The organism is Yersinia aleksiciae, from assembly GCF_001047675.1.
Lineage (GTDB): Bacteria > Pseudomonadota > Gammaproteobacteria > Enterobacterales > Enterobacteriaceae > Yersinia > Yersinia aleksiciae.
Map to the genome: position 1 here is coordinate 3,874,208 of NZ_CP011975.1, position 13,828 is coordinate 3,888,035.

The following is a 13,828-nucleotide window of genomic DNA, read 5'->3' on the forward strand; positions in this document are numbered from 1 at the left end:
TTATGACATTGGAATTCTGGGGCAGAAGATGCGTGGTAACACTTTCAGGAGGATTTCCTGTGAACAAATCAATGTTAGCAGGTGTGGGTATCGGTATTGCGGCCGCTCTGGGAATTGCCGCTGTCGCGAGTATGAATGTCTTCTCCGGCGCACCGCAATATGCACAAGTTCTTGCCGCAACACCGATTAAAGAGACGATCAAAACGCCTCGTAAAGAGTGTCGTGATGTCACTGTCACTCATCGTAAACCGGTGCAAGACGAGAACCAAATCGCGGGTTCAGTGTTAGGTGCCGTTGCTGGTGGGGTGCTGGGCCATCAGGTCGGCGGTGGGCGTGGTAAAGATATCGCCACTGTGGCTGGCGCGCTGGCAGGTGGTTATGCCGGTAACCGCGTGCAAAACAATATGCAGGAAAATGATACTTATACGACCACCCAACAGCGTTGCCAAACCGTTTACGACAAGTCACAGAAAATGCTGGGATATGACGTAACCTACAAAATTGGCGATCAGCAGGGAAAAATTCGTATGGATCGTGATCCAGGCACGCAGATCCCAATCGATAAAAATGGTCAACTGATACTGAACGACCGAGCATAATACAAAAACTGTTGTCCAAGACCTTGTACCAAGAACCCGCGATTTAGTGTTAATTCTGATCGCTTAACCTAATTTGTACCCAACACCCCTGCGGCGCTAAGTACGAAGAGTATAGGAGTTAAGCGAGTGGCATTAGCATTAACGCGGGTCTCTCATTTCTGAGAACCCGCATTAATCATCCGATTAAGCCACGCGATGCTGAGCAAATGCCGTCAGCAATTCACTGATAAATTTCAGTCGTTGCGCTCGGTCAGTTAAATCCTGCATAAACTTCAGCTTGGTTGGCCCTTCCAGTCGATATATTTTCGACTGCCGTTGCAGCAACCCGATCAGATAGACCGGATCGACTTTGTTCTTCTCGCTAAACTCGACAAAACCACCGCGCTCATTGCCTTCAATCCGCTTAATTCCCAACTTCTGAGCTTGCTGACGCAATTCAGCGGTTTGTAGCAGGTAGCGGGCGGCATCTGGCAGCTTGCCAAAGCGATCGATGAGCTCAACTTTTAACTCATCAAGTTCCGTTTCATTACGTGCACTGGCGATACGCTTATAGAACGAAAGCCGAACATTCACATCTGGAATGAAATCATCGGGTAGCAACACGGGCATGCGCATCTCAATTTCAGTCTGATTGTTGGTTAAATCTTCCAGTGATGGCTCGCGACCCTCTTTCAGTGCATCAACAGCGTTTTCTAGCAGCTCCATGTACAGCGAGAAGCCGATGGTGGTCAGCTGGCCGCTTTGGTCTTCGCCTAACAGCTCACCGGCACCACGAATCTCCAGATCATGGGTTGCCAGTGCGAAACCAGCACCGAGATCTTCCAGTGAAGCAATGGCTTCCAGACGTTTTTTGGCATCGGTACTCATGGCCTTCGGGTTCGGTGTTAGCAGGTAGGCATAAGCCTGATGATGCGAGCGCCCGACGCGGCCTCGCAATTGATGTAGCTGCGCTAGACCAAAATGATCGGCACGTTCGATGATAATGGTATTGGCGCTAGGAATGTCGATGCCGGTTTCGATAATCGTTGTACATACCAAGACGTTAAAACGCTGATGATGGAAATCATTCATCACCCGCTCCAGATCACGTTCACGCATCTGACCGTGACCAATCGCGATCCGTGCTTCTGGCACTAATTCAGCCAGTCGTTGGGTAGCTTTTTCGATGTTCTCCACGTCGTTGTACAGGTAGTAAACCTGCCCACCACGGAGAATTTCACGTAGAATCGCTTCCCGAATCACCAGACTGTCATACTCACGTACAAAGGTTTTCACCGCTAAACGGCGCGCAGGCGGTGTGGCAATAATCGACAAATCGCGCATGCCGCTCATCGCCATATTCAGTGTGCGCGGGATAGGCGTTGCAGTTAGCGTCAGGATATCCACATCCGCGCGCATCGCTTTGATGCGCTCTTTATGGCGCACACCGAAGCGGTGCTCCTCATCGACGATCAACAGGCCGAGATCTTGCCAGCGAAGGTCACTTTGCAGCAATTTGTGGGTGCCGATAATAATATCGACTTTCCCTTCAGCGGCTTGATCCAGTATCACTTGCTGCTCTTTGGCGCTACGGAAGCGGGACATCATCTCAATCCGCACCGGCCACGTGGCAAAGCGGTCGCGGAAGTTGTCAAAATGCTGCTGAGCGAGCAGGGTGGTCGGTACCAATACTGCGACTTGCTTATTATTAGCTACTGCAAGGAATGCGGCCCGCATCGCTACTTCGGTTTTACCGAAGCCGACATCACCACAGACCAGTCGATCCATCGCCAACGGCTGGCACATATCGCTGATAACCGCATTGATGGCCTGCTCTTGATCGGGGGTAGTTTCAAACGGGAAACTTTGGCAGAACAGCTGATATTGTTCACGATCGAGTTTAAATTTAAAGCCTGATTTAGCGGCGCGCTGCGCATAGATATCCAGCAGTTCAGCGGCGACATCCCGCACTTTTTCTGCGGCTTTTTGCCGTGCGCGACTCCAAGCTTCGCCACCCAGTTTGTGCAGCGGCGCATTTTCGTCCGCGCCACCGGAATAGCGGCTGATCAGATGCAAGGATGACACTGGGACATACAGCTTATCTTCGCCAGCATAGGTCAATATCAGGTATTCGGCTTTGATACCGCCCGCTTCAAGGGTGGTTAGGCCCAAATAGCGGCCAACGCCGTGTTCCAGATGCACCACCGGCTGACCGGGGCGCAGCTCGGCCAGATTGCGGATCAGCGTATCGGTATTGATGGTGCGGCGGTTATCTTGCCGACGGCGGCTAACGCGCTCACCCAATAAATCGCTTTCACAAATCAGCGCGAGCTGCTTATCCGTATCCAGGAAGCCACGTTCAGCCGCACCAATCATCAAATAGTGGCCGGGCGCGCGGGCTTGCGATAATTCGGTAATGAGGGTCGGGCTGATTTTTATCCGCGCCAGCAGATCTTGCAGTGTTTCGCGTCGGCCCTCACTCTCTACGGAGAACACAAGGCTGCCGCTGAAAGCCTCAATAAAGCGGCGCAGATTATCCAATGGCGCTTTTTGTTGCGCTTGAACCGCTAAATCAGGCAGCGCCTGATAGTGCAAGTTGGTATTGGCTGCTTTGGCCGGCACTTCTTCGGTTTTAAACTGGACTCGTGGCCAGGCTTTGAGCTCGCTGAACAGCGAGTCGACCCGCAACCAGAGGGTTTCGGGGGCCAACAAAGGGCGCATTGGGTCAATGCGGCGGCTCTCAAAACGCTGATTCACATCCAGCCAAAAACGCTCTGCGGAGCTTTCCAGCGAGCCGGTGTTTACCAATAGGGTATTTTCAGGCAAGTAACTGAACAGTGAGGGTAATGGCTGGCTGAAGAATAGCGGCTGCCAGTATTCGATCCCGGCGGGCCAGATGCCTTTGCTCACTTGCTGATAAATATGTTCCGCATCACGGCGGACGTCGAACTGCTCACGCCATTGGCTGCGGAACAGCTCAATGGCGGCTTTATCAATAGGGAATTCGTGAGCGGGCAGTAAGTTTATCTGCTCAACTTCGGACAGCGTGCGCTGGGTATCCACATCAAACACCCGCAAGCTGTCAATGTCATCGTCAAAGAAATCAATGCGATATGGCTCTTCGCTGCCCATCGGATAGAGATCCAGCAATGCGCCACGGGTGGCAAACTCACCGTGCTCCATCACCTGATCAACACTGCGGTAACCTGCCTGCTCGAGTTGGGCGCGCAACTTATCCCGTGACAGATGCTGGCCTTTTTTCATCACCAGAGCATGACCATGCAGGAACTCATGGGGGCATACCCGTTGCATCAGGGTATTGATCGGGAGAATAATAACGCCACGCTGCATTGCGGGAAGCTGATACAAGCAAGAGAGGCGGGCCGAAATAATATCCTGATGCGGTGAGAAACTGTCGTAAGGCAGGGTTTCCCAGTCGGAGAGGGTATTCACCGGCCATGATGAGAATTGCTGGATCTCATCCCGTAGGCGCAGCGCCGTCTGCATGTCGGGGGTAATTAACATTACCGGACCCTTATGGCGCTCAATGATTTCCGCACATTCGACCGCGCAAGCAGAGCCGGTCAACTGACCTAACTGACGGGTATCGCCACGTCGTTCAGGTAATGAATAACGATATTGTTGGGACATAAGCAGTTAAACAGTCTCTTTATCAGGACAAATTATCTCGGCGGCTATCCTAGCACGTGAACAGCTATAGCCACAGATGGGTGCCCTTTTTTGGAATAAAAGCCGGAGATTTAGGCGGTTAATGGTTCCATAAAGCGGTAGTACCCTTTATTATCCTCGATCACTTTGCTTTAGCAACAGGATCTAAACAGATTTCATGTATCAACCTGTCGCACTATTTATTGGCCTGCGCTATATGCGCGGGCGTGCATCTGACCGCTTTGGTCGGTTCGTTTCGTGGCTTTCTACCATTGGCATCACGCTGGGTGTGATGGCATTGATTACCGTATTGTCTGTGATGAATGGTTTTGAGCGTGATTTGCAGAATAATATTTTGGGGCTGATGCCACAGGTGCTGATTACCACGCCGCAAGGCTCACTCGACCCGAACAAGATCCCAGCGTCAGCACTGAAATCACTGACGGGGGTGATCGATATTGTGCCATTGACCACGGCGGACGTGGTGTTGCAGAGCGCTCGTAATCTGTCCGCGGGTGTGATGTTGGGGGTTGATCCCACCCAGCATGAACCCTTGGCCAACTATCTGGTTAATGTGCACCTGAAGGATTTACAGCCCGGCAGCTACAACATGATCCTCGGTGAGAAACTGGCGGGCCAGTTGGGCGTTAAACGGGGCGAAACGCTGCGTTTGATGGTGCCAAGCGCCAGCCAGTTCACTCCAATGGGGCGCATTCCTAGCCAGCGGCTATTTAATGTGATCGGGACATTTGCGGCTGACAGCGAAGTGGATGGCTACCAAATGCTGGTTAATCAGCAGGATGCCTCGCGCCTAATGCGCTATCCGGCGGGTAACATCACCGGCTGGCGTTTATTCCTTTCGCACCCGCTCACAGTCGATAGCCTAAGCCAACAAACTCTGCCGGAAGGCACGGTATGGAAGGATTGGCGTGACCGCAAAGGCGAATTGTTCCAAGCCGTGCGCATGGAAAAGAATATGATGGGGCTGCTGCTGAGTCTGATTATCGCCGTTGCGGCCTTTAATATCATCACCTCGCTGGGCCTGCTAGTCATGGAAAAGCAGGGTGAGGTGGCTATTTTGCAGACGCAGGGTTTGAGCCGTCGCCAAATCATGCTGATATTTATGGTGCAGGGTGCGACCGCGGGCGTAATTGGTGCATTGCTCGGTGCCGGGCTGGGTATTTTGCTCGCCAGCCAATTGAACACTATCATGCCTATTCTCGGTTTACTGATTGATAGTGGCTCGTTACCGGTGGAAATTAACCCGGTTCAGGTCACGGTCATTGCCTTGTTGGCGATGGCGATTGCTTTGCTGTCCACGCTTTATCCTTCCTGGCGCGCTGCCGCCGCACAACCTGCCGAGGCTTTACGCTATGAGTAATCATCCTTTATTACAGTGCTTAAACTTGTGCAAACGCTATCAGGAAGGGCAACTGCATACCGAGGTTTTGAGCAATGTGTCGTTCACCATTGAGTCTGGTGAGCTAATGGCGATTGTCGGTAGCTCTGGTTCCGGGAAAAGCACTTTGCTGCATCTGTTGGGCGGCTTAGATACCCCGACATCCGGTGAAGTGATTTATCAGGGGCGCTCATTGAATCAGCTCTCCTCCAGTGCGAAAGCGGAATTACGTAACCGTGAGTTAGGTTTCATCTATCAATTTCACCATTTGCTGCCTGATTTCACTGCATTAGAAAATGTCGCGATGCCACTGCTCATTGGTGGCGCTAAACCGGCAGAAGCGCAGGATAAAGCCCGAGCCATGTTGGTGGCTGTGGGGCTGGAGAAGCGCAGTAAGCATCGCCCCTCTGAGTTGTCCGGTGGTGAGCGCCAGCGTGTGGCGATTGCCCGTTCGCTGGTCAATAACCCTTCGCTGGTTTTAGCCGATGAGCCGACCGGGAATCTGGACCAACGTAATGCGGATAGTATCTTCAATTTGCTGGGTGAATTGAATGTCCGTCAGGGTACGGCATTCTTAGTGGTCACCCACGATTTGCAGTTGGCGAAACGGATGAGTCGGCAGTTAGAAATGCGTGATGGTCAGTTACAGCAGCATTTGACGTTGGTGGGGGCTCAGTGATGGGCGCTTTGCCACTTTCGCTCTTAATGGCTTTACGTTTTAGCCGTGGCCGCCGTCGTGGCGGTATGGTGTCGCTAATTTCGGTGATATCCACTCTGGGTATTGCCTTGGGTGTCACGGTATTGATCGTCGGCCTAAGTGCGATGAACGGCTTCGAGCGTGAGCTGAAAAACCGTATTTTGGCGGTCGTTCCCCATGGTGAGATTGCGGCGGTTAATCAGCCGTTTGCTGACTGGTCACAAAGCTTACAACGGATCGAAAAAGTGCCGGGTATTTTGGCAGCGGCCCCTTACATCAATTTCACTGGACTGATTGAAAACGCCACGCAACTTCGAGCGGTACAGGTCAAAGGGGTGGATCCCGAGGCGGAGCAGCGCCTTAGTGCACTGCCCAGTTTTGTTGTTGATCACGCTTGGGATAATTTCAAGGCGGGGCAGCAGCAGATTATCTTAGGTAAGGGCTTGGCAGATGCCTTAGGGGTGAAACAAGGCTCTTGGCTGACGGTGATGATCCCCAATAGCGATCCTGAGATGAAATTGCTGCAACCTAAGCGCATTCGTTTACAGGTGGCGGGTATTTTTCAACTGAGTGGTCAGTTGGATCACAGTCTGGCACTGGTGCCCTTGGCGGATGCACAGCAATATCTTGAAATGGGGGACAGTGTTACAGGTATCGCCATCAAGGTAGATGATGTTTACAACGCCAACAAGCTGGTACGTAGCGCCGGTGAGGTGAGCAACGCCTATGTCTATATCAGTAGCTGGATTGGCACTTATGGCTATATGTACCGAGATATCCAGATGATCCGCACTATCATGTACTTAGCGATGGTGCTGGTGATTGGTGTCGCCAGTTTTAATATTGTTTCCACCCTAGTGATGGCGGTTAAAGATAAAAGCAGTGATATCGCGGTATTGCGCACATTAGGCGCTAAGGATGGCCTGATTCGCTCCATCTTCATTTGGTATGGCTTGCTGGCTGGGTTTATCGGCAGCATTAGCGGTGTGGTGGCTGGGGTGATTATTTCGCTGCAATTAACCAATATTATCCGTGGGTTAGAAAAGCTGATCGGGCATCAATTTTTGTCGGGCGATATCTATTTCATCGACTTCTTGCCGTCAGAATTGCATTGGTTTGACGTAGTCTGCGTGCTGGCAACCGCGCTGGTGCTGAGTTTGATTGCCAGCTGGTATCCTGCACGTCGTGCGAGTCGTATTGATCCAGCTCGGGTATTGAGCGGGCAGTAATTATTGCCGTCGTACTCCAAGCAGCATGTACGTGGCTACCTTCCTGCAACTTGAATTATTTAGGGCATATAAGGATAAGTTTATGTATTACGGCTTTGATATGGGTGGCACCAAAATAGAGTTGGGCGTTTTTGATGCCAACCTACAACGAATCTGGCATAAACGAGTCCCTACACCACGTGATGACTATCAGCAGTTGCTGCAAACATTACAGAGTTTGACACTGGAAGCCGATGCCCATTGTGGTGTTAAAGGCCACGTGGGCATCGGTATTCCCGGTTTACCTAATGCGGATGATGGCACCGTTTTCACCGCCAATGTCCCTGCGGCGATGGGCCAATCATTGCAAGGCGATCTGTCAAAATTGATTCAGCGTGAAGTTCGTATCGATAACGATGCCAACTGCTTCGCGCTGTCTGAAGCTTGGGACCCGGAATTTCGTGCCTATCCAACCGTCTTGGGGTTGATTCTGGGTACCGGTGTCGGCGGCGGCCTGATTGTGAACGGCAGTATTGTCAGTGGACGTAATCATATCACCGGTGAATTTGGTCACTTTCGCTTACCGGTGGATGCGCTAGATATCTTGGGTGCTGATATTCCACGGGTGCCTTGTGGGTGCGGTCATAATGGTTGCATCGAGAATTATATTTCTGGCCGTGGTTTTGAATGGATGTATCAGCACTTTAACCAGCAATCCTTGTCAGCGACAGAAATCATCGCCAACTATAACGCTGGTGAACCTAAGGCTGTGGCCCATATTGAGCGCTTTATGGATGTGCTGGCCGTGTGTTTAGGCAATCTATTGACCATGCTGGACCCCCATTTAGTGGTGATTGGCGGCGGATTATCTAATTTCGAAAAGATCTACGAGGAACTACCGAAACGCTTACCGCAGCATTTATTGCGAGTGGCGCGCTTACCACGCATTGAGAAAGCGCGTTATGGCGATGCGGGTGGTGTTCGTGGGGCTGCATTTCTGAATTTGAATGAGCAATAGTCGTTACTATCAATAATAATACCCAATGTCATTGATGTTACAGGTCGGCAGCATATTACCCCTGTAACGCCAAGTGCCAAGGTTATAGAAGAGGCAAAAAGTTATGCGCATTCGCCATCGGCTATGTCGGTTTCGCAAGAATAAGCATTTGCGGCATCAACGTTTTCGCTCCCGCATTTTTCATCGGGACAGTGCTGCAACCTCAGAAATGAAGAAACCCTTTGTGGTGGTGTTGACTGGGGCAGGAATTTCGGCTGAATCCGGTATTCGTACTTTCCGTGCCGCTGATGGTTTATGGGAAGAGCATCAGGTGGAGGACGTCGCCACACCTGAGGGGTATCGCCGGGACCCTGAATTAGTTCAGGCTTTTTATAATGCCCGCCGTCGTCAGTTACAACAGCCCGATATTGCGCCAAATGCGGCGCACTTCGCACTGGCAGACTTAGAAGCTGTGCTTGGTGATAACTTTGTTCTGGTGACCCAGAATATTGATGACTTGCATGAAAGAGCGGGTAGTAAGCGAGTGATCCATATGCATGGTGAGCTGCTGAAAGTCCGTTGCACGCAGTCTGGTCAAGTGTTGGATTGGCCGGGTGATCTCTCTGCTGATGAACGTTGCCACTGTTGCCAATTCCCTTCACCGCTACGGCCTCATATTGTGTGGTTTGGTGAAATGCCGATGGGAATGGATGAGATCTATCAAGCATTGGCTGAAGCTGACTTCTTTATCTCGATTGGCACCTCCGGCCATGTCTATCCCGCAGCCGGGTTTGTTCATGAATCAAGTTTGCACGGTGCGCATACCGTCGAGTTGAATCTGGAGCCAAGCCAGGTGGAAAGCCAGTTTGATGAAAAACACTACGGTTTGGCGAGTAAAGTGGTTCCAGAATATGTGCGTGAGTTTTTAACGACACGGGGCGAGAATCGTCAGGGTGACTAATGACTCTGCGGCATTGGGGCTGTAGCGTTGTTAGCTGCAACGCCAATGACTTTGCACCATATTCAATCTGCTTAATTGGAGCCGCCACGTTTTGACGTCGCGGCTTTTATTCTGGCTTAAGTTTGTCTAAAACTGACCTGACGCAATATTTGATCATGATCACTTCCCCATAATGATAATCACTATTATGAGGGTGGGAACCATGGACAAATTACTCGACCGCTTTTTCAACTATGTCTCTTTTGATACACAAGCAAAAGCCAATGTAAAATCCGTGCCGAGCACTGAAGGGCAGCGAAAGCTTGCTCAGGCATTACAACATGAGTTGCAGGCGCTAGGTTTCTCTCAGGTTAGCTTGAGCGACCATGGCTGTGTTATGGCAACATTGCCTGCAAATGTCTCTTGGCCGGTCCCCACCATTGGTTTTATTGCCCATCTTGATACTTCCCCTGATTTCTCAGGTAAAAACGTCAATCCACAGATTTTAGAAAACTACCGAGGTGGCGATATTGCCTTAGGGATGGGCGACGAAGTTTTGTCCCCGGTCATGTTCCCGATATTGCATCAACTACTTGGGCATACCTTAATCACCACTGACGGTAAAACGCTGTTAGGTGCGGATGATAAAGCTGGCATTGCCGAGATCATCACCGCCATGGTGCGCTTAAGACACACCAATGTGCCTCACGGAGATATCCGCATTGCATTCACGCCAGATGAGGAAGTGGGCAAAGGTGCGCGCTTCTTTAATGTGGAGGAGTTTGATGCGCAGTGGGCTTACACCGTGGATGGTGGCGGTGTGGGTGAGCTGGAGTTTGAGAACTTTAATGCGGCATCCGTGACCATTAAAATTGTCGGTAACAATGTTCATCCTGGTAGTGCGAAAGGGGTGATGGTCAATGCTTTGTCGCTGGCGACTCGCTTCCATCAAGAGCTTCCTGCGGATGAAACACCTGAGCACACAGAGGGTTACGAAGGTTTCTACCATCTGCAAAGTATCAAAGGTACCGTTGAGCGGGCAGAAATGCACTACATCGTGCGGGATTTTAACCGCGATGGTTTTGAAGCGCGCAAAAAGAATATGGTGGATATTGCTAAGCGGGTCGGGAAGGGGTTACACCGTGATTGCTATATCGAAATCATTATGGATGACAGCTATTACAACATGCGTGAGCATATTATTAAGCACCCGCATATTATCGAACTGGCCCAACAGGCTATGCGCGATTGTGATATCACCCCTATTATGAAGCCGATCCGTGGAGGCACCGATGGCGCTCAGCTATCCTTCCTCGGATTACCTTGCCCAAATATCTTTACTGGGGGTTATAACTATCACGGTAAACATGAGTTTATTACGCTGGAAGGGATGGAGAAAGCGGTCGCCGTTATCATGCGAATTGCGGAATTGACCGCTAAACGCGCTAAAGCGGTATAGGTTTCTTTGCGACTCTTTTAGCAAAATGCCCCGTTGTTCGGGGCATGAGCTTGCTGACAAACCTCATTTATAGCTCGGTGACGGGCGGGCGACTGCACCGATGGGCGCTCCGACGGCTCACGCCGTTACGACCCATTCGTCACACTTCCCCGCCAATTAACTTTGTCAACGGTCTGATGCCCCGTTGTTCGGGGTATTTTGTGTATAGGCAGCAAGTATTAGTCGTTAAAATACCAATATCCGCTGTTCACCATTGCACTCAGCATCGCCAGGAATGAAGGGTCTTCGAGTGCGCTGCCCAGTTTCTCAGCATCAACACTGAAGTGTTGGCACAATGCATCAGCAGCCTGCAAATACGGGGTATCAATCAACTCACCGTTAGCATAGCAATGATCTCCGATGCGCAGCACGCGTAGGCCACTCAGGCGTTGTAACGCCTCGCCTTGCTGGAGCAATTCATAGATATCACCGGCCTGATAAGGTGGTTCTGGCGGTGCGATATCCAATTCATGGCGCGATTGAGAAATAAACTCACCGAGCCAATTTTGGAAGTGCTCAGGCTGCTGAACTAAATCCAACATCATGGTACGAAGCTTATCGACCTCTTGTGGCAACATTTCTGCGGGGTGTTCTCGCAATTGCAGGTCGGGATCACTGTAGCGGTGGCTGCCTAACTCCCGTGAAAGTATATAGTCGGCAAAGCCGCTGACCAGCTCTCGCGCATTTGGGGCGCGGAAACCGACGGAGTAATTCAATGCATTTTCAAGTGCATAGCCTTCATGAGGGAAACCAGGTGGGATATAGAGAATATCACCCGGTTCCATCTCTTCATCAATGATGGCATCGAAGGGGCCAACTTGCAGCAAATCTGGATGTGGGCAATGCTGCTTCATTTCAGTTTTTTCGCCAACCCGCCAGCGACGACGGCCTGTGCCCTGAATGATAAAGACGTCATATTGGTCAAAGTGCGGACCTACGCCACCACCGGGTACGGAGAAGGAGATCATCAAATCATCCATGCGCCAGTCAGAAAGCTCACGGAAGGGGCGCATTAATGCAGCGGCAGGTTCATGCCAATGGTCAACCGCCTGAACCAGCAGCGACCAGTTGGTTTCGCCTAAGTGGTCAAAGCTCTCAAAGGGGCCATGACCGACTTGCCAGCGACCATCTTCATGGCTGACCAAACGGCTATCGACTTCATTTTCCATCGCTAACCCAGCCAGCTCGTCTGGCGAGAGTGGGTCAATAAAGTTTTTAAAGCCACGTTTGAGGATAACGGGACGTTTCTGCCAATAGCGTTGCAGAAAATCAGGCCAATCGAGATCGAGTTGGTAATCCATGTTTATTCCAAATAGGAGGGGCTTGGCAGTGATTATAACGGATGCCAGCCACCAGTATCAGGGGGTGATAGGCAAATTTTGTTAATCATCATGGTAATCGTTCTGTTGGCCAAAGGTTACCATCATTTTTGCGCCACCTAAGGGACTCTCAGTGATGGAAATCTCGCCCTGATACTGCTCGATAATTTCGGCGGCGACTGATAATCCCAACCCTTGTCCAGGACGTAACGTATCCACCCGCAGGCCGCGCTGGAAAATCAACTGCCGTTTACTTTCAGGGATGCCTGGCCCGTCATCCTCGACCACAATAGTGAGCTGTTTTTCAGAGTGCAGGGAGGTAATCTCGACAAACTCCAAACAGTACTTGCAGGCGTTATCCAAAACATTGCCCATCACTTCCATAAAGTCATTTTTCTCCCCAAGGAAAGTGACTTCTGGGGAGATATCCAGTGTCAATACCACCCCTTTACGCTGGTAAACTTTATTCAGCGCACTGCACAGGCTATCCAATAGGGCTGGAACAGAGTGAATTTCCCGAACCAGCACGCTATGTTCTGAACGCATACTGGCTCTGTGCAGATAATAACCAATTTGCTGAGAGATTCTGCTTATCTGCTCAAGCATGATCGGCTCGACCTCTTCAATGGTTGCCTGTTTGCCGGTGCGCAAAGAACGTAACGCCGTCTGTAATACCGCCAATGGGGTCTTAAGGCTGTGGGTAAGGTCCGACAGTGTAGTGCGATATTTGGTATAACGTTGGCGTTCATTGGTCAGCAATATATTAAGATTGCGAACCAGGCTCTGTAATTCGCGGGGAGGGTTCTCATCCAGTTGTTCGCGCTCACCTTTTTCGAGCTGATTGATCTGGCTGACCAGCGCTTTAATTGGTCGAAGGCTCCAATAGGCGGCCAACCACAGCAGAGGGATCACCAACAGCAAATTTGCCAGTAAAACATAACTAAACCAGTCCCAAACCAAGTCAGACCTCTGTAGTTCCTGCGGAATGGTATCGACGACCACAATAGTGAGTTGTGGCAAGCGGGCGGTCGCTGGATAAGTATTGACTGATATTGAGTGAGTCAGAGCACTGTTGTCGTTATCGTCGTACTTTTTGAGCTGGTCTTGGGCTTTCGGATTATCACCCAACATCATGCTACTGATGTGCGTTCCAGTATCCAGTTCGTAAAAGCCGGGTTTTTGTAGCCAGCTTTTTTCGATATGAGATTCAAGTTCGGGGACATGACGTTGACGCCACAAGATATTGCCATCTTTATCGTAAATCAAAATCAGCGTAGGGATGTTTAGTTCAAGTTCAGGGGGTACTGAGATACTGAGTTTATTGTCATGCCACTGTGCCAAGCTGAAGAATAGGTTACTTTCACCGCGATGGGCTCTGAAGGTGTTTTTATCAAAACTGACAATATAACCCACCACAGCGACCATGCCATAAGATAACGACAGCGCTAGGATGACACCCGCTGTTGCCATAAGAAAACGTGCACGAAGGGAGAAGGGTTTGCTATTTTTCCTGAACATGGTGT

The 13,828-nt window shown here is 50.6% G+C and carries 10 protein-coding genes; 7 read left to right on the forward strand and 3 right to left on the reverse strand.

The genetic code is table 11. The features are described 5' to 3' along the window. The first annotated feature begins 59 nt into the window (after positions 1–59). Positions 60–599 (forward strand): glycine zipper 2TM domain-containing protein, encoded by a 540-nt coding sequence (locus tag ACZ76_RS17370; RefSeq protein ID WP_005273099.1) that lies wholly within the window; start codon positions 60–62, stop codon positions 597–599. A 183-nt stretch (positions 600–782) separates the two neighbouring features. Here the strand turns inward: ACZ76_RS17370 and mfd are convergent, their stop codons facing one another. Then, a complete protein-coding gene (mfd, locus tag ACZ76_RS17375) occupies positions 783–4,229 on the reverse strand; it encodes a transcription-repair coupling factor (RefSeq protein WP_048620032.1) in 3,447 nt (1,148 codons plus the stop codon). Between the two features lie 196 nt (positions 4,230–4,425). Here mfd and lolC point away from each other — a divergent pair, with 196 nt between their 5' ends. The 6 genes from lolC (at position 4,426) to pepT (ending at position 10,947) form a co-directional block, all read left to right on the forward strand. Further along, a complete protein-coding gene (gene lolC / locus ACZ76_RS17380; protein ID WP_048620033.1) occupies positions 4,426–5,628 on the forward strand; it encodes a lipoprotein-releasing ABC transporter permease subunit LolC in 1,203 nt (400 codons plus the stop codon). Beyond that, a complete protein-coding gene (gene lolD / locus ACZ76_RS17385) occupies positions 5,621–6,325 on the forward strand; it encodes a lipoprotein-releasing ABC transporter ATP-binding protein LolD (RefSeq protein ID WP_048620034.1) in 705 nt (234 codons plus the stop codon). The genes lolC and lolD overlap by 8 nt, the downstream gene beginning before the upstream one ends. Next, a complete protein-coding gene (gene lolE / locus ACZ76_RS17390) occupies positions 6,325–7,572 on the forward strand; it encodes a lipoprotein-releasing ABC transporter permease subunit LolE (RefSeq protein ID WP_048620035.1) in 1,248 nt (415 codons plus the stop codon). The genes lolD and lolE overlap by 1 nt, the downstream gene beginning before the upstream one ends. Before the next feature lie 82 nt (positions 7,573–7,654). Next, positions 7,655–8,569, forward strand: coding sequence for an N-acetylglucosamine kinase (nagK, locus tag ACZ76_RS17395; protein ID WP_048620036.1), 915 nt, complete (start codon positions 7,655–7,657; stop codon positions 8,567–8,569). Positions 8,570–8,672: 103 nt separating this feature from the next. After that, complete coding sequence (gene cobB, locus ACZ76_RS17400; protein WP_048620037.1) at positions 8,673–9,509, forward strand: Sir2 family NAD+-dependent deacetylase; 837 nt, start codon at positions 8,673–8,675, stop codon at positions 9,507–9,509. 202 nt (positions 9,510–9,711) lie between these two features. After that, positions 9,712–10,947, forward strand: a complete 1,236-nt coding sequence (gene pepT, locus ACZ76_RS17405) for a peptidase T (protein WP_048620038.1) — start codon at positions 9,712–9,714, stop codon at positions 10,945–10,947. A gap of 218 nt (positions 10,948–11,165) precedes the next feature. Here the strand turns inward: pepT and ACZ76_RS17410 are convergent, their stop codons facing one another. Next, a complete protein-coding gene (locus ACZ76_RS17410; RefSeq protein WP_048620039.1) occupies positions 11,166–12,287 on the reverse strand; it encodes a ribosomal protein uL16 3-hydroxylase in 1,122 nt (373 codons plus the stop codon). Between the two features lie 81 nt (positions 12,288–12,368). After that, a complete protein-coding gene (gene phoQ / locus ACZ76_RS17415; RefSeq protein ID WP_048620040.1) occupies positions 12,369–13,823 on the reverse strand; it encodes a two-component system sensor histidine kinase PhoQ in 1,455 nt (484 codons plus the stop codon). Between the last annotated feature and the right edge of the window lie 5 nt (positions 13,824–13,828).

What these genes read in the sequence shown, in the direction of transcription:
- cobB (WP_048620037.1), top strand. Translation starts at nt 8,673, where the DNA reads ATGCGCATTCGCCATCGGCTATGTCGGTTTCGCAAGAATAAGCATTTG.
- lolC (WP_048620033.1), top strand. Translation starts at nt 4,426, where the DNA reads ATGTATCAACCTGTCGCACTATTTATTGGCCTGCGCTATATGCGCGGG.
- mfd (WP_048620032.1), bottom strand. Translation starts at nt 4,229, where the DNA reads ATGTCCCAACAATATCGTTATTCATTACCTGAACGACGTGGCGATACC.
- nagK (WP_048620036.1), top strand. Translation starts at nt 7,655, where the DNA reads ATGTATTACGGCTTTGATATGGGTGGCACCAAAATAGAGTTGGGCGTT.
- lolD (WP_048620034.1), top strand. Translation starts at nt 5,621, where the DNA reads ATGAGTAATCATCCTTTATTACAGTGCTTAAACTTGTGCAAACGCTAT.
- pepT (WP_048620038.1), top strand. Translation starts at nt 9,712, where the DNA reads ATGGACAAATTACTCGACCGCTTTTTCAACTATGTCTCTTTTGATACA.
- lolE (WP_048620035.1), top strand. Translation starts at nt 6,325, where the DNA reads ATGGGCGCTTTGCCACTTTCGCTCTTAATGGCTTTACGTTTTAGCCGT.
- ACZ76_RS17410 (WP_048620039.1), bottom strand. Translation starts at nt 12,287, where the DNA reads ATGGATTACCAACTCGATCTCGATTGGCCTGATTTTCTGCAACGCTAT.
- phoQ (WP_048620040.1), bottom strand. Translation starts at nt 13,823, where the DNA reads ATGTTCAGGAAAAATAGCAAACCCTTCTCCCTTCGTGCACGTTTTCTT.